The organism is Chryseobacterium sp. CFS15 (assembly GCF_031118795.1).
In the GTDB taxonomy this organism is placed as follows: domain Bacteria; phylum Bacteroidota; class Bacteroidia; order Flavobacteriales; family Weeksellaceae; genus Chryseobacterium; species Chryseobacterium indoltheticum.
On record NZ_JAVHYL010000003.1, the window covers coordinates 22533 to 44430 of the forward strand.

Below are 21898 nucleotides of genomic sequence, written 5' to 3' on the forward strand. Positions count from 1 at the left end.
GATTTTTATTAATTAATTTTTCCTTCTTTAATTTCTTCTGAAGGTTTTTTAAGTATTTTATCATTAACTGTTAGGTCACCGAAAACTTCTGTCATATTTTCGGAGGTAATTCCTTCTTTTACATGAATCTTTTTGATTTCGTTATTATTTATTGACATTACAAAAACGCCCTGCTGTGACTGAATAATACTCTTTTGAGGAACAAAAAGTGTTGGAGCATTTCTTTTAAGATGCAACTTTACCTGCGCGTATTCTCCACCTTTAAGCAATGGATTGTTTTCAACATCAAATTCTACAGTTAATGCTCTGTTTTTATCATCAATCAAATGCGAATCACGAGAAAGATTTGCTGTAAATGATTGCGCAGGAATTGAATTAACTGTAAAATTTACTTTTGTTGACTTACTGAGAGATGAAGCATATTTTTCCGGCACGGAGACGGTCAAACGAAGTCTTTCTTTTTGTGCAATTTTAAAAATAGGAATACCTGTATTGGGTCCGGTTAAAGCTCCAGCTGAAAGATTTCTTTCTGTGATCACTCCATTAAACGGAGCTGTAATGCGCAGGTATTCGTTCATTTGGGAGCTCCTTCCCGCTCCTGCTTTGGATGATTCATAAGCTGACCTGGAACTTTCCATTAAACTTTTAGCTCGATCCAACTCAATATCAGCAACAGCCCCTTTTGTTTTTGCCGCATCCATTAATCTCTCATAAGCCTGTTTGTTATAAAGAAAATCCGTGTACATCTTCTGCTGGGAAGATTTATCGGCAAGATAATCCTGATTCATTTCGGGAGCTTCAAGAACTGCTAACAATTGACCTTTCTTTACCATTGATCCTCTATCCACATAGATTTTCTTTATAAAACCCTGAACTTTTGCAAATAGCTGAGCCGATTCATAAGGTTTCAGTTCACCCGGAACAGAAACTGTAAAATCAGGATTCATTTCTTTGACATTGACAGTTTCATAGGATACTGTAGATTTTCCTGATGGTTTAGTCTGCTTTTCTATTTCCTGTTTTGAGCATGCTATTGATACTAGAAAAACAGTGGTTAAGCAACTTAGTTTTATATACTTTAAATATTTGATTTCGTTTGAATTCATAATTATAATGAGGAGTTTGATTGTACATAATATCTGCTGTCCTGATCTTCCGGATCAAGTGACGGATTGACAAGCGATGCCTTCGACATGAGACCTGAGAAAAAGTGAGGCAGAAACAAGAGAATAGTAATCGTTGAAGCGATGATTCCCCCAATTACCGCTCTGCCTAACGGAGCAACCTGCTCAGAACCTTCACCCATACCTATCGCCATCGGAATCATTCCGGCTAACATTGCCAATGCGGTCATCAGAACAGGTCTGAGTCTTGATGCTGCAGCCATCTGTGCAGAATGTACAGAACTTAGTTTGTACTGCTTTCTGTAGAATTCTGCCTGATTGATCAGCAGAACGGCATTGGAAACCGATACACCGATAGACATAATAATTCCCATATAAGACTGAAGGTTTAAAGTACTGCCTGTTACAAATATCAGAATCATACTTCCCGCAAGTACAGATGGAATTACTGACAAAATCACCAACGGAACTTTAAATGACTGATAAAATGCTGCCAGCATCAGGTAAATAGCCATTACTGCCGCGACCAAACCAATTCCTAAACTCGATAAAGTATCATCCAGCAATTGAAGATTTCCTTCCGTCCATACTGATACGCCTTTCTGTGGCTTTCCTACTTTTTCAATGGCTTCTTTGACTGCTTTAGAAGCTGATCCCAAATCTTTTTTGTAAGTATTCCCCAGAATTGTTACATACCGCATCGGTCCTTTACGATTGACCTGAGCAGGAGCCGTAATTTTTTTGATGGTTGCAATATCTTCAAGCACCGGTCTTGGACTGTCTTTTTTCAGAGGCAATGATTTTAGCATTTCTTCAGAATTCATAATCCCTTCAGGAATCTGAACCTGCGTCTGAAATACCAAACCTGACTTCGGATCAACCCACAGATTTTTATCTGTATATCGCGTCGATGATGTCGCCGCCACAAGGCTTCTGGTTACATCCTGCATACTGATTCCAAATTGAGCTGCTAAATTACGGTCTACATTGATCTGTAAGGTTGGATATTGAAGTGGTTCAGCGATTCTGACATCTCTTAAAAAAGCAACTTCACTAAGATTTTGTTTGATTTTATTGGCGTGCTGAGCTGCAAGCTTAAGATTGGCAGCACCCACTTTTATTTCCAATGGAGTCATAGAACCCTGTCCTATGATTTTCTCTGTCAGTTCCATTGGTTCAAAATTTATTTTAGCTTCAGGATATTTTTTGGCAATACTTTTTCGGATCTGTTCTTTGAGATCTTCCATAGAGCCATCATACAATTCCCTTTTAATAGCCACTTGTAAGACGGCCTGATGCGTTGCATTGGTAAACAAAAAGATGGGATTGATGGGAGAACCTGCAGGTTGCATACCTACATAAGCTGAACTGATGTCGATTGCATCTTTAGGAACTATTTCCGTGATGTCTGCTAATATATTTTTAACCAAATCTTCGGTTTTTTCCAGCCTGCTCCCTTCCGGTGTGTCAATTCTGATTTGGAAATCACCCGATTCAGAGACAGGCATAATATCGGTTCCCGTTGATTTCATTAATAAGAAAACCACCATTCCACTCACCAAAATATATCCTGAAAACAGCATTAAACTTTTTGAAGACCATTTTCTCATAGAATTACTATAACCGGTTCTGAATTTATAGAAAAAGCTTCCGTTTTTGCCAACGTGCTTTTTTAAATGCGTATTTTTCATCATCCAGTTAGCCAGAATAGGAACAAAGGTCTGTGAAGCGAGAAAAGAAGCTATCATCGCAAAAGCAACTGCAAGGGAAAGAGGCAGAAACATATCTTTTGGGATTCCGGTCATTATAAATGCAGGCGTTAGTACAGCCAGGATACATAACAGGATTAGTAGCTTCGGAACGGATATTTCAAGAACTGCATCTAAAATAGCCTGTGGTTTGGATTTCCGCATTTCCATATGCTGGTGAATATTTTCAATGGTAACCGTTGCTTCATCTACAAGAATTCCAATCGACAAGGCTAAACCACTCAATGTCATAATATTAATTGTATAGCCTGAAAAATAGAGAACACTAACGGCAGCCAATACAGCAATCGGAATGGTAAAAACAACAATTAAAGCACCTCTTAAGTCGCCAAGAAACAGAATAATAACCAAACCTGTAAACAATGCTCCCAGAATCCCTTCGTGAATAAGATTCGAAAGTGACCTCTCGATATACTTTGACTGGTCGAATTCGTATCTGATGTTCACGTCATCCGGAAGCTGATCTTTGAGTTTTGGAAGTGCATTTTTAAGATTTTCGACCGCGGATAATGTTGATGCATCCGACTTTTTGATAATCGGGAGATATACAGATCGCTTTCCATTGATTAGTGCGTATCCTACAGTCTGATCTGCTGCGTCCTGAACATTCGCAACATCGCCCACATATAGCGTTCTTCCATTTTCGGTTTTAATAGGAATATTCAGAAATTCAGAAGGATCTTTTGCAATAGAATTGACAGGCGCCATATAGTTGGTCTCTCCGATTCTGATATTTCCTGCTGGCGAAGGATGATTATTTTTAGTTATTGCCATTGTGATTTCCTCCGGGCTCAAGCCGTTACTCTGCATTGTCTGAGGATCAATGTTGATAACAATAGATCTGATATTTCCTCCAAAAGGCGCAGGAGCCGTAATACCGGGAATTTCAACAAACATAGGCCTGATCTTGGTCAAAACCATTGTTTGCAGTTCCGTAACGGAATGATTGTCGCTCTCAAATACCAATTGACCAACAGGCAATGAATTTCCATCAAAACGTACGACCATTGGAGGAACTGCCCCCGGTGGAAGGAAGCCCATTGCCCTGGACACCTGGGTCGATACTTCTCCTGCCGCCTGTGCCATATTGGTGCCGGGATAAAAAGTAAGCTTCATCAACGTTAATCCCTGAACACTTTTGAAGTCAATATTTTTAACGCCTCCAACGAATAAGAGAACTTTTTGGAATTCATTGGCCATAAAGCCATCCATATATTGAGGGGATAATCCACCATAAGGCATTGCGATATACATTGAAGGTAATTCGACCTCAGGGAAAATATCAACTTTTATTTTTTTAATTGCACTGAAAGAAATAATCCCAATAGCCAGTACCAGTACCATTATCGCTATCGGTTTTCTTAAAGCAAAGCGTATTAGATTCATATTTATTTTTTAGAGATTATTAAATAGATAATCAAAATCAGTAGTCATTTCTGCAAGGTTAATCACCTGTTTCCAATACTCTTTGACAGCATTAAGCTGGTTATTTTCAGCTGTTTCAACAATCTGCTGAATCTGAAGAAGTTCTGTTAAACCAATGAGTCCGCTTTTATATCGGGCAAAATACATTTCAAAAGCTGATTCTGCTTTTTTAACTGCTTCTGCCTGCTTGCCAAGCTCATCAAATTGTGCAGAAATAGTTTTCTGCAGAGCACTGGTTTCGACCTGGATAGCCGTTTTAGATTGTTCTTCAAGATAAGCGAACCGCTGAGATTCTTTTCTGAACGCATCAGCTCTTTTACCATTGGTATATACACTGGTAATATTCCAGGTAACTCCAAGCCCTATCAAAAAATTATTAGCCGGATTTGAAAATCCTTCTATCCAATTGCCTGACGAATAACCTTGACTATTAATACCTGATCCTCGATAGGCATATCCCGCCAAAGCTTTAATGGATGGTAATGATGCTTTTCTTTGGATTTCAGCTTTCTTTTGAAAATACGCGGATTCAAATTCTAAAGTTTTGGTCAGTGGATGTGTAGTATTTAGTGACAATTCAAATCCAGATAGTGGTATCGGCTCAAGAAAATGAGCAGATTCTAATTTCGCCGTATCAATCTCTTTTGGATAAAACTCTTTGAGTTTCTCCGTCGTTGAAAGAAGCATACCATTAAGATTATAACTTACAGCCGAAGCCTGAAGATAGGAAGAATACGTTAGGACACTATCTGCCTGAGGTCGTAGACCTGAACGTGAAAGAGCGCTATTTATCGCATGGATTTTCTGTATTCTGCTTTTATTTTTATCAGCCAAACGCAATTTTGAAACTGCGAATACTGCATCCACATATTTTTTGAAGACAGTTTTTTGAAGACGAATCAAATAGGCACTCTGGTTGCTCTTTGCCTTTGATGTCAGTAAAGACGCAGCATTTTGATCTGCTTGTTGTCTTCCGAAATTATAAATCTCATATTCTGTGACCATCGAAACAAAAGTGTTTGCCGATAATGCTGAACCATCAGAACTTACCCTGCTTCCACTTACAGTAAAAAATCCCTGCTGCGGAAAGGAAGCTCCATTACTTCCTTCGAACGTTCCATAAGTATTCTGAAATTGAGCTTTGATCTGCGGCAAAGCATTATTTTTAACAACCGCTTCATTAATTTCAGAAGACTCAACTGCAGATTTGGAAGCAAGAACTCCCGAATAGTTTTTCTCCGTTTCTGACCAGATATTGCGGAGCAATAATACCTGCTGTCCGTATAAATTTAGACAGCTCAGCATTAGCCATCCGTAGAGAGTGACTAAAAATGTTTTTCTTATCATTATATAGATTATTGACTACCAAAGACATGGGTAGTATTAATATTTCTTTTGTAAAATCAGTAGTTCACGTAACTCAATACGTGTACTGCTGAATCAAATGATAAGTTTGCGGTATTGGAGGAAGATAGGAAGTGTTCCCCGAATTTTAGAAGTATTGTAAAAAGGATGTTCTGAGGCTTTTACTAATAAAAAAGCACCAGACAGAACAATAAAAGTAAAGGCTATCAGCTCCTGTGCATCTGATAAAGAAAAATCCTTTATGCTATGGTCTTTAACTAAAACCTCTTTCTCTTTGCAAAATTTACATTTTAAAGATGAAGAAAGTGAATAGAATTTACCTTTGGAAGCTGAACTTGTATAAGCGTGAGTCGGTGTATCAAAATTTAAAAATTGTTTAATACTGTTCTTAATCGCACAAGAAGAAATTATAATACAAAATGCGAAAACTACTGCAAAAATAGTTTTCAATCGGAAATTTGTATGTAATTTCTGGAAATTCATAAAGAACAAAAATATAGTATTTATTTATATTGACAAAGTTATTACTAGATTTACTTAATCTCGAATTATAAGTCTACTATTCAATATAGGGAAATAATGTATCTACATATTATACTTCAAATTAATAGTTACTTAGTAATGAAATAATGCTTTAATCTTTAATAATCTCCTTTCGATGTTCCGTTCCCCAATCTGACAAACTGCGGATTACCGATGTCAACTTTTTGCCGTGCGGCGTTAGTTCGTACAAAACACTCACCGGATGTGTGTCGAGAATCGTTCTTCTTGTTAATTTATTGATTTCTAAATCTTTGAGTTCTTTACTCAACATTTTGTTGGATATTCCTCTTACATCGTTCAATAAATCGGTAAACCGTCTTGTTTCATTAAAGCACAATGATGCCAGAATCGAAATTTTCCATTTTCCACTCAACACATACATTGCATCATTCACCGCTCTAACGTGAGCATCACATTCGTTATTTGTTGTTTTTATTTCCATTATAGGTTACTTTGTTACCTAAACGTAACAGTTACTTTTTGATACTTCGTTACAAATCTAAACATAAAGACGCTAACTTTGCAAAAGAAATTAAATGATTTAGTTAATGATAACTAAAATAATCAAAACCTACTAGAAAATGGAAAAGTTTACACTGGCTATTAAATTTATAGCCAAACAAGACAACTACGAACAATTTAAGCAAGCCCTTACCGATCTTTTTGCAATAGTAAGTCAACAGGAAAATTTTGTACACTCAACAATTCATCAGAACATTCAGAAACCTGAAGAATTTTTGGTTTACGAGGTCTGGAATGAGGAAGTTGAACATTTTATGAATGTAACCCTTAAGCAACCTTATGTTCTGGAATGGGAACAATTACTGGTTGATATGGAAATCGTAAGAGAACCTTCTGTCTATCAATCTTTTGCTAAATTTAAAAAATAATAGAAAACCGTCTCAGAAAATAATCTGAGACGGCTTTGTTTTGGAAATTCTTATTAATTTGAATCAATAATCATTTCCGATTATTTTCTCACGGTGTTTCTTGCCCCAATCGTGCATTACCACAATCATTTCGTTTAGGGAAAGGCTGTATGGCGTAAGTTCATATTCTACAGTAATAGGTTTGGTAGCAAGTACCGTTCTGGAAACAAGACCATTTATTTCAAGCTCTTTAAGTTCTTTAGATAAAATTCTGGGCGAAATACCGGCTTCGGCAGACAATTCACCAAATTTTAATTTCCCACCTCTTAAAATAGAAATCAAAACCAGTTTCCATTTGCCGCCCACAATATCTAAAGTGTCGTGCAGTGTCAACCAAGCTTTTCTACATTCATCAGTGGTGGCCGGAGTAAGGCAGCGATCTTTATTCATTATCATCTCAATTTTAACAATATCCTTTTTGTAACCCATAGCAAAGATAATATATCGCTAGACTAATTTTGCCTCATCAAATAAGTTTAACAATTAATATTTACCTTTTATGGACTCAAACAACAAAATCGATATTGCAAAAGATTTATTTCACAAGCATCTTTCCAAATTTACAGATCCTGAGATGACGAAAGAAAGCTATGCGGCTTTATTTACTGAAGATGCTGTTCTGGAATTTCCTTATGCGCCCGCACCGTACCCAAACAAAGTTGTCAGTAGAGAATCAATTGCAGACTACATTTTAAATATTACCCAAGGCGCAGAAGATTGGACTTTTAAAGATTTCAGATTTTCGGCGACGGATGATGCAAATATTTTCTTCGTAGAATTTGAAGGCAGTGCAACGGTTATCTCTACCGGAAAAAAATATAAACAAGCTTACATCAGTCGCTTGACTTTAAAAGATAATTTGATAGCTGATTACAGAGAGTATTTTAATCCTGCTTGGATTATTGATGCGTTTGTAGATTAATACTTATTAAAATATGGTGGTGATAACTTGATGAAGTAGCAAAAGAGTTAAAAAGGCTATCAAAGCCTCCCCCTTCCATCCGCTATCCAATGGCAAAAGAGGGTCAATCTGACTCATCATTTGGCTATTGAATTGGCAGATTTTAAAATCAGTGTGAATGCTGTATCCCCTGTAGTAGTAGTAGTAGTAGTAGTAGTAGTAGTAGTAGTAACTCCAATTTTTGAATCATTTATTGAAAAGGATAAAATTACAGAATCACTACAAGGATTTAATGACTTCCACCCTATCGGTCGTGTGGGTACTGCTGCAGATATTGCAAAAACAATTACTTTCTTACTTTCCGATGATTCAAGCTAGGTAACAGGAGCTATCTGGGATATTGATGGTGGTATAATGCCGTGTAGAAATTAATTTTAAGTAAAATATTTCACACAAAGCTGTTGATCTGATTTTGATCAACAGCTTTTTTATCTTTATTCTTACTATCCATGAAGGGCGGATTTTATCCTAACGATTAAAACTATCTCTGATTAACTGATGCAAATCCGAAAGCTTATAGTACAGTTTTCCACTAATTGTATAATAAGGTAGTTTTTTCGTAGACCGATATCGCTGTAAGGATCTTGAACTAATTTTAAGCAATTGAAGAACATCCTGATTGTCTAGTAGCTGTTCTCCGTCAATAGTTGTTAAGTCATTCTGTTTGGCGTTCAATTTTTCATGAAGAATATCAAATCTATTCATTATTTTCTCCATCCATCTAACAAATTCTGCTCTTTCAAGATTCATTTTTTTACTATTTAATAAGGTTACAAAAACTAGTTTACCCGGAAGTTAACATATATCCGGTTTAGATATTACCTTACAAAAATGACGAAGTACATCGTAAAAAAATCACTACTTTCTCGTAATACCGATAAAAAAATTAAATATTTTCACTGTCAATAAAATGCTGGTTAAGATTATCCGTCAGTAATTGAAGAAACTTAGTTGTACCATTTTTCCGGCTTCTGATTTCAAATATCGTTTTATGATAATTTCCAAGATCAATATTGAACGCCTTTTCACTAAACTTCATAACTTCACTCAGCTCGATATTACCTCCGTTAAAACAACGCATCTTATGTAGCCCGTAGATCAACTCAATCAATGCGACCTTGGTTGCGGACCATTCGATATTTTGATTTTCCAATTGACTAACAGCAATACCATCTACAGTCTTTGATGCCATACGCTTATAAAATAATTCCAGCTTCTCATATGCAAGAATCTGTGCTGCCTGATGATCGTGCGAAGTGGTAAACGATTCATCGTAATTATAAAATGTTTGCGGCATTTTTATTTTTATATCAAAAGCATTCCGAACAAAATACTTATGATCCATATAAGTTGCTTTCCTTCGAAAATAGCTGTAAAATTCGGCATTTTCGATATAAAAGACATTGAGTTTTTCAATTTCATTTTCATAATACTTTCGTAATGTCTTTTGACCTGCTATCGGGCGGGATGTTTCCACATTCAGTACCGTTGAATGATAGATGTAAAGAGAAATAAACTGTGGCTTTATTTCTTTAAAGAAGTGGATTTCCTCAGCAATATTTCGAAAACTATAATCTGATATCAATGTTTTCAGCCATCTTGTCACTTCGTCTATTTCCATCAGGCTGAGTTCTGAAATTTCAATAGTTTCCTGCTCCTGTAATTCAATTTCACTGAGTCTCTGTTTAAGCTTCTCATGCATTTCTGCAATCTGTTTAAAGATATCAATATGTTCCATGTCCCTTTTTTAAAGGAAATTACAAACTTTTATTCAAACAGTAAAGAATTAAAACACTAAAAATCAATTACCTATATTTACTATTATGCTAAGATTTATAGCCAATAAATAAATTGATAATTATATATTCATACCCACATCTTCCTTTCTCTTTTTTATATAATCTTTTGGCCGGATTCCGTTTATTTCATAAAACAGCGCCGAAAAATTCTGCCTTGCTGCAATTCCGCATTCCTCTGCCAAAGCTTCAATGGTATAGTTTAAATATTTTTTATTGGTATTGAGAAGATTAGTGATATAATTGATTCTGAGTTCTGCCATATACCGTGTAAAGTTCACTCCTTTATTTTCATTGATTAAAATAGATAAATAATTAGAGTTCGTTCCCAGTTTTGTTGCTACACTTTTCTGGGTTAACCCTTTCCTTGTAAAATATAAAGTCTTTTCGAAGATCTTCAGTTTTTCAAGTAATTCCTCTGTTAATTCCGGTGATAAAGATGTCTTTCGTAAAGGAATATCATCAATGGTTTCTTTATCGCTTCCTTGCTCATTGCTATTAAGTTTTTTTTGTAAAGTTTCATATTGAATCCTGATCTTACGATCACGGTAGAAGCGAATGCAGAAAATAATGATAATCGCTGCGGCAATTCCAATGAGAACAAGTGCATTACGCAATTTCCTCTTTTCCTTTCTTTCCAGATTTTCCTTTTCTTTTTTCAGTGATTGTACATCGTATTCCCTGCAGATTTTAGAAGCGATATATGAAAAGTCTTTATTGATGGTATGATCAGCTTTTAAAAGCTGATTGGTGTAATATAACTGCTTCTCAACATTATTTTCTTTTGCAGCATTATTAATAAGATAACGATAGCAATCGGCTGCTTCCGGCAAAATAAACTGCTGTTTGTTAAATATGGAATCGATTTTCATCAAATTATTCATTGATTTGTCCACTTCATTCCGTGCAAAATAAATCTTCCCCAGATGCAGGTAAATGATGGAACATGTGGCGAAGTCATTTCTTTTTACGATTCCGGGCAACGCTTTTCTTAAACTTATCTCTGAATTTTTATAATCCTTCTTATTAAAGTACACAAGCCCCTTGCTTTTGTGAAAATAGCTGTTTTCCAGGAAGTAGTCCGGTTTACTGACTGTATTTTTAAGACCGAGTTCAGCCAAGCTATCCACTTTATCAAACTCACCAAGATACCGATATACAACAGCCAGTTGATGCAAACTGTTATAATACCCTTTACTGTAATTATACAGTTCATTTTCATGCAGATCTTTTTCTAACGAGGATTGGTAAAAGCGCGTACAATCTAAAAAATGCTGCAATGCTTTTTCATAATATCCAAGATGGCTTTTAACAATTCCCATGTGATAGATCACTTTGTATTTATGATGTTCATCTTTAGAATATTCAGCAAACTGGTATGCTTTAAGATACTGATCTAAAGCTGGTTTATACTTTTTTTCATTAAAATAAAATAAGATTCCTTTGCTGAGATAAGCCTTGCTGATTTCGGCAGAATCATTCAAAGCTATAGCTGCCTGAATCGTACTGTCGGCATATTTAAATTTTTTATCCAGCGATATGCAATACTGACGCGCATCACGGTATCCCTGAACCAGTTTTTCCTGATTTTTCTCTTTTTTAGCCTTATTAATGTACAATTTAACGAAAGGAAGTGCTTTCCGATCGTCATTTAACATTTTTTCATAATTCTTGCGAATATCGCTGTATGTTTCAGCACTGTTTTTTTGAGAATATACCCACAGTGAAAACAGCGAAGATACAAACAGGAAGTATTTACACTTTTTCATAGCTCTTTATATTAACCACACCTCTCAAAAATAGCCATTTTAAAACGTAATAATTCAAATTTCAAAGAATTACAGCAGAGAAAAGAGCTTTTATTGCAGAACTGTTTACAGTAGCCATATTACTGCAATTTCTATATGTCTCAATTTTAAAATTAAGACGTCTCAATTTTAAAATCACACCTCCGGTAACTGTTTTCTCGTCCGTAATCCGACTAATTTTGGATCAACAATTCAATTGAATCCGGCCGGGATCAAGTCTCAAAAAATGAAAAAATGAAAAAACTAACCTTACTTATCAGCACAATATTTTTGACATTGATTGTACATCAATGCACTGATCGTAGTCTTAATCTTGAGCAGACCGAATTACCATTGGATAGATCACTTGTAAAACAGAAAAAGGAACATACGTTCGCCAAAGATTCTACGAAGTCAGGATCACAAATAGTCATTGTAAAAGATCCTCCGGTTCGCGATGGAGACGACTGGCGGCAAAGTTCAACAAAATAAAGAATTGTGATGAATCCTCACACTTCTTTATCAATTGTCACAGGGTCACCATGTCCGACCAGTGGTATTTGGGAGAGTGTGGGGAGTTTTAAAACGACCATCGCTCTCATGGAGGGTGCTGAAATGCCACCTTACTGTGGCAGAAAGGTACTCTGGAAATTACTGATAGCCTGTTAACTAAATAAAACTAATGCTATGACACAATTTATTGAACGGTTGTATACTTTGGTCTGTTTCTTTTTCATCCTTTTATTTTGCTATGCTGCCATCAGCAAGATCATGGACTTTGAAACATTTCAGGTTCAGATTACCCAATCGCCTTTATTGAATATTATTTCAGGTTTGGTATCGTACGGAATTTTAGCCGTTGAACTTGTAATCTGTGGGCTTCTTATTTTTGAGCGCTCAAGGCTTTTGGGTTTATATGCTTCATTTACTTTAATGGTCTTATTCACCTTTTACATTTATATTATTTTACATTACAGTGAGTTTGTTCCCTGTTCATGTGGTGGTATTCTGGAAAAGATGGACTGGAATACCCATATGGTTTTCAATATCGTCTGTGTGATTATTGCTGGTGTTGTACTTATTGTAAAAACAAAGATCTCTGGCCATCGCATCATTAAACCTGCAATCCTGCTGTTACTAATTTCAATGCTATGTGGAATTTCATTGGTACTACTCTACCAGAGATCCGAGTATATGCTTGTTAAAGAAAACAACTTTACCCGCCGATTGCTGAAACATCCTTTTGATTTGGAAAAAAAGTATAACCTTGAACTCGATTCCTATTATTTTGCAGGTTCCAGTGAAGATTCAATCTATCTGGGTAACAGCAACACACCGTTTGTATACTACAGCATTGATGCGAAGCTCAACTATCTAAAACAGCACCCCGTTATTCCGGATCAATTTAACTTTGAGTTCAAGAGTCCACGTATAAAAGTTACCCACCCAAATTTCTATTTTTTCGATGGAACAGTACCTGTTATTTATCATGGGATTGTGGGAAAAGAAAAGATGCGTACCATCAGTTTTCAACAAAGCTATTTTTTGCAGCTTCAACCGATGAGAAAAGATCATTTCGCAATGATCGGTTATTCTAAAAAAGAAGATATTCAGTCTTTAGGGTTGCTATCAACAGGCTCCTACCCTTCATCACTGTTGAAACCAAATCTCTTGGAGAAAATCAATGACGGAATCTTTGATACCGATGGAAAATTGTTATTTGATGAGACTGCGGAGAAGTTGGTCTATGTCTACAATTATAGGAATCAATTTATCGTTGCAGACCAGCAGCTTGAACACAGCCATACTTTTCAAACCATTGACAATCTTCAGTTCCAAAAGCTTGAGGTCACCCACCTCTCAGACGGAAGTAAAAAAATGAAGAATCCTTCAACGACTGTTAACAAAAACGCATTTGTTTATAAGGGGGTTCTTTTTATCGGATCACCCCGCATGGGAAAATCCGAAGATAAAAAGCAATGGAAAAAATCTATTAGTATTGATATGTATGCCATCAGTGAGCAAAAATACCTGGGTAGTTTTTATCTGCCAAAAATCTCTGAGTCGTCGATGACGGGGCTGATGGTCAGTAACAATACCCTATTTACAATTATCGGAAATGAATTGATCAGATATCGTTTAGCGCAAAACATTACTCAACATTTCATTCAGGGGAAGCCGAAAACCTGATCCAAGAGTAGGCACCAAAACAAATTTTACATCATGAGAAAAATGAGAAAAATCGCACTACCTCTAGCAATTTTTGCTTTAGGAATCGGAAGTGCGTACGCTTCCACAGCGTCAGACAAAACAGAAAGTGCTATTCAAAACGGATTCCGTTATGATCCAATGGCTCCGGTAGGAGAAGAATGTGTCGAAACCACTAATTCTTGCAGCACAGAATTTAACGATGAAATCTGTACTTATACAGACTCTTCGGGACAGCACAATCTCTTTGATCAAGGTTGTGTCAATGTATTGTTCAAAATACCTTAACCATCAACCAATTAACCAAGAAGGATGCTAAACAGCATCCTTCGTTTGTTTCAATATCCACGGAACATTTCTTTTACCTTTTAAAAAATACTCCCACCACTCTATTATTCTCGTTGTAAGATCTTTCTGAAGTTTGGAATCTATAATACCGTGATTTTCGTCAGTATAGAACAATGCGATGACCGGCTTTCTATATTTCCTAAGAGCACTGAAGGTTGACTTATTTCCTTCGGGACTGACATTTGTATCCTTCAGACCTGACCATAGCAGCATAGGAGCTGTAACCTGCTCCATATAAAATAGAGGACTGTTTTTAATATACTTTTCCTTATTTTCTGAAAAATCTCCAAATGAATACTGTCCATGTTCCAAGCGTGCATAGTCAGGAGAATAGCTACCATAATTAAACGCAAATGCGGAATGCATAGGGTCTGAAAAACCAGTTCCTGAAATATAGGCTGCAAATCGGTTCGATTGCGTTGCAATAAAATTGGTTTCGTACCCTCCAAATGACCTTCCCATCAGTCCTACCTTTGTCATGTCAGCCTGCTCAATTTTAGAAAGCTGATCCATTGCCTGATTCACACAATAGAGCGCTGAAATTCCCGGACCTTCAGATCCTTTTGTAATATCCGGCAACATCACCATAAAGCCTGCTTCCAGCAATAGCCGAATGCTGAATCCATCCTGATTTTTGAAAGTGGGCTGCAAATAATCATTGTGATACTTTCTTTGAACCTCATAGATATATACTACTACAGGCAGTTTTTCATTCTGCTGTATGTTCGGCGGTAAATACAACAATGCAGTTAAGTCTTCATTATTAGGTCCTTTGTACTGTAATCGCTCCATCCCAATTTTTAACGTAGTATCCGGCTGTTTTGAGTCATACAGTTGCTCTGCTGTCTTTTTTGCAAAGCCTTTCTTCATGATCATCGGATTTTTATTGTAATTTTCAGCAATCCAATAGTGTGATTTGGAGATATTATTGCCGGACAGTGAACTAATTTTATGATTCGTCTGATTAATAACCGTTTTGACAACTCCATTTTTCCAACTGATAACCGAATGTTTTACATCATCTTCAGCAATAACTTTTAACAGCAGTTCCTTTTGCAAATCGACAACAAACCCTGAAATATTACGATCATTAAAGATAGGATCCTTTCTCGCGTTCAGAACTTCCAGTTTCCCCTCAAAAGTCTTTAGCTTATGCAACTTTGAGCTCTTCATATCCTGAGACCACAATTCATTGTTTAAAGTCCATAATACCGTTTCACCTGAGAAGTACGGAGAAGCATCAATTCCAATCGACAGGGCTGTTTTTTCCCCGGTAGCTATTTCGTAGCTAATCCACCGACCTTCTTTTTTATACAGCAATATTTTACCTAAAGGATCAACCATTATATATTTAAGAATTTCGTCAACATAAATATCTGATCCCGTTTTTGTATCATACAAAAAGGTCTTTTCAGGGACAGGACTGATTTCAGTATCCCTGTAATCTACTTGATTAGGATTCTTTTCAATCGACAGGTACATCCCTGATTTTCCCGCTGCAATACCGTCGATAAAACGGCTATCTATCTGTTGGATTTTATTTTCTTCAGGAAACCAGATCACACGATTAGGTTCATAAACCTTACGAAAGTGTCCTGTAAGATTGACTTCATTGCCATACCAAATATCGAGTCCGTCATTGTTCATTTTTTCGTAGTTCCCTAAAATCAAAAACAATCCATCTTCATTAGCCGACGGCTTATTACTGATTACATCAAAGTACTTTTGCCCATTCACTACCAATTCTTTCGATTGATGATTGTGATCCACGTAGATGGCTATCAAACCTTGTTTTTCCATTACAGTCATCAACCATCCGCCAGATGCTATTTTGGATTCCGCCAGTGAATACACCTCACTTTTTCCGCTGTATATTTTTTCTGATTTTTTTTGAACACTGCTGAAAATTGAGATTTCCTTCAATTCATCAGTACTTGTGTAGAACGCTAAATTCTGATCTAACGGCTTAACCCGGTCGACTTCAGACATTTTATAAACCACTTTCAAATCTTTACTGTACACTTCAACCGCGTTAGCCTTTTTCGCATCATAATGGATCCAAAAAAGATCATTTGATTCAATGGATCCGAATGCTTTTACGTTTTGAAACTCTTTTGTCGTTCCTTTTACCGGGTCTTTAAACTCTACTGCACTTCCCTTTTGGATCAGCAGATTATGATCATGGATAAACAGTATATTTTTAGCATCAAACTTCATCATCTTTTCAGGATGTTTTGTATCTATGACCTTCATTTCCGAAGGTTCTGTTTCGTATACTCCCTGCCACATCATCCACCGTCCGTCTCTGGATACTTGCAACAAACGAATTTCTTCGGATTGCTGAACTATTTTCTCTAGTATCTCAATATTACTTTGTGCGGGAAGCTTTTGTAACAACGCCATCACAATAATGATGACCAGTTCTATAAGCCTATTCAATATTTTCATTGTATTACTTCTTGTTTAATTTTAATTATTTCGTCCATACACTTTTCTTTAGTACCCTTCATTTTGAGGATTCAGATTAGGATTCAGCAGGAGTTCTTTCTGAGGAAGAGGCCATTGGCGATGGTAAGATTTCCAGTTTGTTTTTACCGACGCCAGCTGATCCAATTGCCCCCATCTTTTCAAATCAAAAAAACGGGTTCCATGTTCAGAGAAAAACTCTTTTCTTTTCTCCTGTTTTAATTCTTCTTTAGCAGAAGTGGCATTCAATCCTGTTGAAAGGGCTGACAGAGCAGCTCTTTGCCGCGTCTTATTGATATAAGGAATTGCTTCAGCAACTTTATTTTGCTGAATGAGAACCTCGGCATACAGGAGATAAACTTCCTCCAACCTGAAAATCACGGAGTCTTCAGAAGTATTGGCTCCGGCAAGGTTTTTATATTTTACCGACCTGTAATTTGTTTGTCCTTGAGATGTCACCGCAGCAATGTAATTCTGTTTGCGCAGATCATTTGCCGAAAAGCTAGTCACTAAATCTACATTAAGCATATAGGTTGTCGGAATGCCTGAGAAATTATAAAGCACTGCTTCCTTTGTGGCATCACCGCTGTTTTTGGGTTTCAGCTGCCAGATGATGTGCGTACCCGTTTTCTGAAAGACCTTGGTGATATCATTTTGAAAAGTATAGTCCGAGGACTGCAATACCAATTTCAGAAGATTTTCAGCCTCAGGCCATTGTTGACGCAGCATTTTCAATTTTGCCCAAAGCATATTCGCAATGTTCTTATTCACATAAATCCGTTCGGCATTCCGGTATGCAGAAGGTAAAAGATTCACTGCCTGCTCCAGATCAGCATCTATACGGCTTAAAAGATCATCGGCTGAAAGCTTGGAAAGTTTGCTGTTAATCTGATAATCTGTCGTGCCGGTGTACGGTATCTCCCCATAAATCTGCTGTAAATAGAAATACAGTAAAGATCGGATGAAGAGAGCTTCTCCGGTGATACGATTTCTGGCGCTTTGAGAAAGGGTCTTGGAATTCCGTACCCCTTCAATGATGCTGTTTGCTGCATAGATATGCTGATAAGCATTTGTCCACACATTGGATACAATCAGATTACTTGATATTTGCTGATTGTAATACAAATCAATAATGCTGTTGCTTCCCGGTGAAGACACTGAAGCAGTATCATCGGTATACAGACCTAATAGAAGCCCCATACCGTCTGATCCTCCTGAGATCAGAGAATTATTCCATAAGTTAGCATAAAGCCCTGCTAAAGCAGCCTCGGCGGTCTGTTCATCTTCAAATACCAGTTCTGTGGGTAATTGATTGGAAGGAAAATCTGTTTCTATCCACTGTTCACAGGAAACAGCGGTCAATGCTGCATAAACAGCAATGATAATAAGATATGGTTTTACTATTGTTTTCATTGTAATAGAACATAGAGGTTAAAAAGTGAGTTGAAATCCTAACGAGTAGGTCTTCAGCGGAGGAAGGTATCCTACCACTGTAAACTCGGGATCAATCCCAAAATAATGAGTCAGAGTAAGAAGATTCTGTCCCTGTACATAAATCATGGCTTCCTTGATTCCCATCTTCTGAACAGGAATACTGTAGTTGATCTGTACATTTTTAAGACGTATAAAAGAAGCATCACTGATGGCTGCCGTAGAATTCTGGAAATAGGAATGTAAAGCATTTTTCTGTGCATTTGTTCCTGCACTGTACTGCATATACGTTCCATTCGGATTTGACGGTGACCATGCATTTAACACTTCCACAGGCTGATTGCTCATCATTCCCGGAATCAGCATACTTTTATTGTAGTTCCAGTTTCTTTGTTTGACAAACTGGAAAAGAAATGATGCAGACCACCTCTTATATTTCATAGTAGCAGTCCATCCTCCGAAAAACTCCACACCGATTTTCTCCACCACTTTATTATCATCGGGTGAACTGATCTTTCCGTCAGCATTAAAATCCGTAAAACTGTAGAGCCCTGTCTGAGGGTTGACCCCTTCAAACTGATATACTTTAACCAGAGTCATGGGATATCCGATGACGTATTGGTTCGCATAGGTTGAACCTTCAAGATTCGGAAATTCTAACAACGTATTTCGGGGTATGGACAGGTTCAAAGATGATTCCAGGCGTAGCTCTCCTGCTCTCAGTATCTGTGCCGAGAGATCAAATTCCCATCCTGTATTTCTGACCTTTGCAGGAAGATTGGACTGAATCATTGGAAATCCCGTTGTTGCCGGCAGCGGAATACCTACCAATTGATTGGAGGAGGTATTGCTGTAGTAAGCGGTTGACAGATTGACTCTATTCTTCAGAAACCCTAATTCAAGGGCAATCTCTTTTTTAATCGTCTTTTCCCAGCTAAAATCACGGTTGTACAATCTTGAGGGAGACAATCCGGTAATACCGTTATAGATATTGGTTGTTACCGAGTAGGTATTCAGGTACTGGTAATCTCCTATTTTATCATTCCCTGTTGTTCCGATACTTCCTCTAAGTTTTCCAAAACTCAGCCATGAGAATTTCTTCATCCATGGCTCATCTGAAAATATCCATGCTGCCCCCACAGCACCGAAATTCCCGAAACGATTTTCAGGACTGAACCTGCTGGATCCGTCTCTCCTACCCGTAAGATTCAGAATATACCTCTTCTTGAACTGATAATTGAACCGGGCAAAAGCAGCGGTATAATAGTACTGGTTGACTACCTGATCCGATACCGTCTTTGTTTTGGCTGCCCCCAGGTTCTGAATCAGTGCATTGCTTTCAAAACCCACTCCCTGTATGGAGCCCTGCTTTGTTTCAGTCTGCTGTAAAGTTGTTCCCAACAGGACATCAAAATGGTGATCTTTCCATTTAAAATCTGCGTTAATCTGTGGTTCCAACAGATAAGAAAACACGGTCTGACGGTTAAGAGATGAAATGGAATTTGCGCTGGTCAATCCGGATGCGGGATTATACATGGTGTGAGGTTTCAAACTTCTTTCTTCAAAATCCTGATAGGTTATCCCGCCATTTAATTTCAGAGATAGGAACGGAAACAGGCGGTAGGCAATATTTGTCCCGTTGTTGATGAATGTTGTTGAATTCAGATATTGACTGTTAAAGGATGCGACCGGATTGGTAAACGTATTGTTCTCCCAATTCAGATTTCCATTACTGTCATATAAAGCCGGAGCATTGGGACTTAACTGAAGACTTTTTTTGGTCATGTCATCATTCTGAACATTATTTTTCTGAAACGAAAACGTATTGTTCATGTTAGCCTCCAGTTTATTATCAGGCGACCTAAAAGTAAAATTACCCGTCAGATTATTCGTTTTATACTTAAAATCTGCCGGAAAGACCGTGCTCTGCTCCTGATGTCCGTAACTGATCAGGTATGACGAATTCTCTGCTCCCCCACTTAAAGACAGCTGTACAACCGAAGCATCGGCAGTATTTCCGATCAGTGTTTTCTGCCAGTCCGTATATCGATTCTGATCCCATGCTTTAAGATCATATGCAGAAGCAGGAATCGTTGTCACTCCATCATTGGCATAACCTTCACGTCTCATACTGAGATACTGCTCGGTGTTCATCATCTCCATATGATTGGCTACTCTGCTTAAAGAATAGGCGGTGTTCAATTTCAGTTCCGTTCTTCCTTTCCTCCCCTTTTTGGTTGTCACAATTACAACCCCATTGGCTCCGCGCGAACCGTAGATAGCCGTTGCATCGGCATCTTTTAATATTTCAAAACTTTCGATATCATTAGGATTAATCGCATTCAGCGGATTAATTGAGGCAGAAGGCAGAATGGTTACAGCATATAAAGAAGGCGTTTCCGCACTAAGAGGCACCCCGTCAATAATATAAAGCGGCTCATTTCCTTCCTTTCGCAGGCTGTTCTTACCCCGAATCTGAATATCAAAACCACCTCCGGGAACTCCTGAGTTCTGTGTAATGCTTACCCCTGCCATACGTCCCTGTGCCGCAGAAAGCACATTGGTGACGGGCTGGTTCTCAATATCTTTAGCCGATACCTTGGCAATACTTCCCGTTCTCTCTTTATCTTTTACTTTATAATACCCTGCATTGATGACCACTTCCTCAATTCCTTTGATCTTAGTATCCTGATCAGCATTACGATCAATATTACCATTAGCACTGACATCAGAATCAGCACGCTTACCATCACCATCACTAATACCATCCACATCATCACGCAACACGTCAACATCAAGAACCATTTGTCCTTTTCCTGCTGAACCATTATTACTATCCCTCTTATCCAAAATAACAGGAATCGCTCTCTCTTTGTATTGCGGATGCTTAAACAAAAGAACAGGCTTTTGTTTATTGTAACGGGCATCACTCATCTTCAAAGTGAGCATAAAAACACCTTTGGAATTGGTTAGGGTGGTTTGATTGAAATTCTTCTCTGAAACAGTCACCCCGGAAAGAGGTTTATTTCCTGCAGTGACCGTACCTGAGATAACTTGAGTCTGAGCATTAACATGCGTGCACACTACTGTTAACATCAGGGTAAGACCAATGCCTCCTATGTTGATATAGGATTTTTTCATAGCTTTGTAAAGGTTTTTAATTAACTTTAAATTCTCACGCTCTTTCCCGATGTCGTCAAACTGTAAGGGAAAGGGCTTTTTTTATATTTTCATTTATATTTCGTTTATCAGTATTTCTTTCCAGTCATAATATGATCGGGTTCCTATAAAACAATAGCGTAAATTTTCGTCGTTTAAGATTCTATTTAATCAGGATAAATTAAAACTTTCCGGGTGCCCATGGTATAAACAAAGGGTGTGTGGTCCAAAAGAGCTCAGTGACCTCAGACACCGGAAAGCATATGAATGAAAAATTTGTCCCATGTAAGCTTAAAAAGCCACAATAGGCTGTACCCTCCTATTGTATCGTACACTCTGATACTTATGTTTTAAGCGGGCTTAGATTTTAATGTAGAGATAAAGCGAACAGCATGAAATAAAATGGCATGGGAACTCTACATTATCCGAGCAGAGGCACTGGTATACCCATAACAACAGATAAGAGAGCCCACGCCTAGGTCGTGAGCTTCAAGCCTATCATCTCGTTGTTATTTGAAAATTACCAGTTTTCTGCTTCGAGATTCTAAGCAATAGCTTCTAATATTTCGTTGAAGTATCGCAAAGTT

18 protein-coding genes are annotated in these 21898 nt (G+C 37.5%); 6 read left to right on the plus strand and 12 right to left on the minus strand.

What is annotated here, in order from left to right; all coding sequences use genetic code 11:
• Positions 1-8: 8 nt before the first annotated feature.
• The 5 genes from OH814_RS05315 to OH814_RS05335 form a co-directional block, all read right to left on the minus strand.
• Positions 9-1106: an efflux RND transporter periplasmic adaptor subunit gene (locus OH814_RS05315; RefSeq protein WP_308827408.1), complete on the minus strand. Its 1098-nt coding sequence runs from the start codon at positions 1104-1106 to the stop codon at positions 9-11.
• A gap of 2 nt (positions 1107-1108) precedes the next feature.
• A complete protein-coding gene (locus tag OH814_RS05320) occupies positions 1109-4279 on the minus strand; it encodes an efflux RND transporter permease subunit (RefSeq protein ID WP_308827409.1) in 3171 nt (1056 codons plus the stop codon).
• 9 nt (positions 4280-4288) lie between these two features.
• Complete coding sequence (locus OH814_RS05325; protein ID WP_308827410.1) at positions 4289-5665, minus strand: TolC family protein; 1377 nt, start codon at positions 5663-5665, stop codon at positions 4289-4291.
• A gap of 93 nt (positions 5666-5758) precedes the next feature.
• Complete coding sequence (locus OH814_RS05330; RefSeq protein ID WP_308827411.1) at positions 5759-6133, minus strand: hypothetical protein; 375 nt, start codon at positions 6131-6133, stop codon at positions 5759-5761.
• Between the two features lie 184 nt (positions 6134-6317).
• Entirely contained in the window at positions 6318-6668 is a 351-nt protein-coding gene (locus tag OH814_RS05335; protein ID WP_308827412.1) for a helix-turn-helix domain-containing protein, read from the minus strand.
• A gap of 139 nt (positions 6669-6807) precedes the next feature.
• Here OH814_RS05335 and OH814_RS05340 point away from each other — a divergent pair, with 139 nt between their 5' ends.
• Positions 6808-7116, plus strand: a complete 309-nt coding sequence (locus OH814_RS05340; protein WP_308827413.1) for an antibiotic biosynthesis monooxygenase — start codon at positions 6808-6810, stop codon at positions 7114-7116.
• A gap of 63 nt (positions 7117-7179) precedes the next feature.
• Here the strand turns inward: OH814_RS05340 and OH814_RS05345 are convergent, their stop codons facing one another.
• The gene (locus tag OH814_RS05345) at positions 7180-7545 is read right to left on the minus strand and encodes a helix-turn-helix domain-containing protein (RefSeq protein WP_308827414.1); all 366 of its coding nucleotides are present in this window, start codon (positions 7543-7545) and stop codon (positions 7180-7182) included.
• Positions 7546-7654: 109 nt separating this feature from the next.
• Here OH814_RS05345 and OH814_RS05350 point away from each other — a divergent pair, with 109 nt between their 5' ends.
• Positions 7655-8077: a PhzA/PhzB family protein gene (locus OH814_RS05350; protein WP_308827415.1), complete on the plus strand. Its 423-nt coding sequence runs from the start codon at positions 7655-7657 to the stop codon at positions 8075-8077.
• 120 nt (positions 8078-8197) lie between these two features.
• Complete coding sequence (locus OH814_RS05355; protein ID WP_308827416.1) at positions 8198-8434, plus strand: SDR family oxidoreductase; 237 nt, start codon at positions 8198-8200, stop codon at positions 8432-8434.
• Between the two features lie 150 nt (positions 8435-8584).
• Here the strand turns inward: OH814_RS05355 and OH814_RS05360 are convergent, their stop codons facing one another.
• The 3 genes from OH814_RS05360 to OH814_RS05370 all read right to left on the minus strand — a co-directional run bounded on the left by OH814_RS05360 (position 8585) and on the right by OH814_RS05370 (position 11681).
• Positions 8585-8866, minus strand: coding sequence for a helix-turn-helix domain-containing protein (locus OH814_RS05360; RefSeq protein ID WP_308827417.1), 282 nt, complete (start codon positions 8864-8866; stop codon positions 8585-8587).
• Between the two features lie 136 nt (positions 8867-9002).
• Complete coding sequence (locus OH814_RS05365; protein WP_308827418.1) at positions 9003-9854, minus strand: RteC domain-containing protein; 852 nt, start codon at positions 9852-9854, stop codon at positions 9003-9005.
• A 120-nt stretch (positions 9855-9974) separates the two neighbouring features.
• Positions 9975-11681 (minus strand): helix-turn-helix domain-containing protein, encoded by a 1707-nt coding sequence (locus OH814_RS05370; protein ID WP_308827419.1) that lies wholly within the window; start codon positions 11679-11681, stop codon positions 9975-9977.
• Positions 11682-11954: 273 nt separating this feature from the next.
• Here OH814_RS05370 and OH814_RS05375 point away from each other — a divergent pair, with 273 nt between their 5' ends.
• The 3 genes from OH814_RS05375 (at position 11955) to OH814_RS05385 (ending at position 14195) form a co-directional block, all read left to right on the plus strand.
• The gene (locus OH814_RS05375; protein WP_308827420.1) at positions 11955-12191 is read left to right on the plus strand and encodes a hypothetical protein; all 237 of its coding nucleotides are present in this window, start codon (positions 11955-11957) and stop codon (positions 12189-12191) included.
• A 195-nt stretch (positions 12192-12386) separates the two neighbouring features.
• Entirely contained in the window at positions 12387-13889 is a 1503-nt protein-coding gene (locus tag OH814_RS05380; protein WP_308827421.1) for a MauE/DoxX family redox-associated membrane protein, read from the plus strand.
• Between the two features lie 33 nt (positions 13890-13922).
• The gene (locus OH814_RS05385; RefSeq protein WP_308827422.1) at positions 13923-14195 is read left to right on the plus strand and encodes a DUF6520 family protein; all 273 of its coding nucleotides are present in this window, start codon (positions 13923-13925) and stop codon (positions 14193-14195) included.
• Positions 14196-14222: 27 nt separating this feature from the next.
• Here the strand turns inward: OH814_RS05385 and OH814_RS05390 are convergent, their stop codons facing one another.
• Genes OH814_RS05390 through OH814_RS05400 form a run of 3 tightly spaced genes read right to left on the minus strand, consistent with a single transcriptional unit; the run spans position 14223 to position 21293 of the window.
• Positions 14223-16703: a prolyl oligopeptidase family serine peptidase gene (locus tag OH814_RS05390; RefSeq protein ID WP_308827423.1), complete on the minus strand. Its 2481-nt coding sequence runs from the start codon at positions 16701-16703 to the stop codon at positions 14223-14225.
• 48 nt (positions 16704-16751) lie between these two features.
• A complete protein-coding gene (locus OH814_RS05395) occupies positions 16752-18134 on the minus strand; it encodes a RagB/SusD family nutrient uptake outer membrane protein (RefSeq protein ID WP_308827424.1) in 1383 nt (460 codons plus the stop codon).
• Positions 18135-18152: 18 nt separating this feature from the next.
• Positions 18153-21293, minus strand: coding sequence for a SusC/RagA family TonB-linked outer membrane protein (locus OH814_RS05400; protein WP_308827425.1), 3141 nt, complete (start codon positions 21291-21293; stop codon positions 18153-18155).
• Between the last annotated feature and the right edge of the window lie 605 nt (positions 21294-21898).

What these genes read in the sequence shown, in the direction of transcription:
- OH814_RS05340 (WP_308827413.1), top strand. Translation starts at nt 6,808, where the DNA reads ATGGAAAAGTTTACACTGGCTATTAAATTTATAGCCAAACAAGACAAC.
- OH814_RS05395 (WP_308827424.1), bottom strand. Translation starts at nt 18,134, where the DNA reads ATGAAAACAATAGTAAAACCATATCTTATTATCATTGCTGTTTATGCA.
- OH814_RS05320 (WP_308827409.1), bottom strand. Translation starts at nt 4,279, where the DNA reads ATGAATCTAATACGCTTTGCTTTAAGAAAACCGATAGCGATAATGGTA.
- OH814_RS05325 (WP_308827410.1), bottom strand. Translation starts at nt 5,665, where the DNA reads ATGATAAGAAAAACATTTTTAGTCACTCTCTACGGATGGCTAATGCTG.
- OH814_RS05345 (WP_308827414.1), bottom strand. Translation starts at nt 7,545, where the DNA reads ATGAATAAAGATCGCTGCCTTACTCCGGCCACCACTGATGAATGTAGA.
- OH814_RS05315 (WP_308827408.1), bottom strand. Translation starts at nt 1,106, where the DNA reads ATGAATTCAAACGAAATCAAATATTTAAAGTATATAAAACTAAGTTGC.
- OH814_RS05370 (WP_308827419.1), bottom strand. Translation starts at nt 11,681, where the DNA reads ATGAAAAAGTGTAAATACTTCCTGTTTGTATCTTCGCTGTTTTCACTG.
- OH814_RS05350 (WP_308827415.1), top strand. Translation starts at nt 7,655, where the DNA reads ATGGACTCAAACAACAAAATCGATATTGCAAAAGATTTATTTCACAAG.
- OH814_RS05390 (WP_308827423.1), bottom strand. Translation starts at nt 16,703, where the DNA reads ATGAAAATATTGAATAGGCTTATAGAACTGGTCATCATTATTGTGATG.
- OH814_RS05335 (WP_308827412.1), bottom strand. Translation starts at nt 6,668, where the DNA reads ATGGAAATAAAAACAACAAATAACGAATGTGATGCTCACGTTAGAGCG.
- OH814_RS05400 (WP_308827425.1), bottom strand. Translation starts at nt 21,293, where the DNA reads ATGAAAAAATCCTATATCAACATAGGAGGCATTGGTCTTACCCTGATG.
- OH814_RS05360 (WP_308827417.1), bottom strand. Translation starts at nt 8,866, where the DNA reads ATGAATCTTGAAAGAGCAGAATTTGTTAGATGGATGGAGAAAATAATG.
- OH814_RS05375 (WP_308827420.1), top strand. Translation starts at nt 11,955, where the DNA reads ATGAAAAAACTAACCTTACTTATCAGCACAATATTTTTGACATTGATT.
- OH814_RS05365 (WP_308827418.1), bottom strand. Translation starts at nt 9,854, where the DNA reads ATGGAACATATTGATATCTTTAAACAGATTGCAGAAATGCATGAGAAG.
- OH814_RS05385 (WP_308827422.1), top strand. Translation starts at nt 13,923, where the DNA reads ATGAGAAAAATGAGAAAAATCGCACTACCTCTAGCAATTTTTGCTTTA.
- OH814_RS05380 (WP_308827421.1), top strand. Translation starts at nt 12,387, where the DNA reads ATGACACAATTTATTGAACGGTTGTATACTTTGGTCTGTTTCTTTTTC.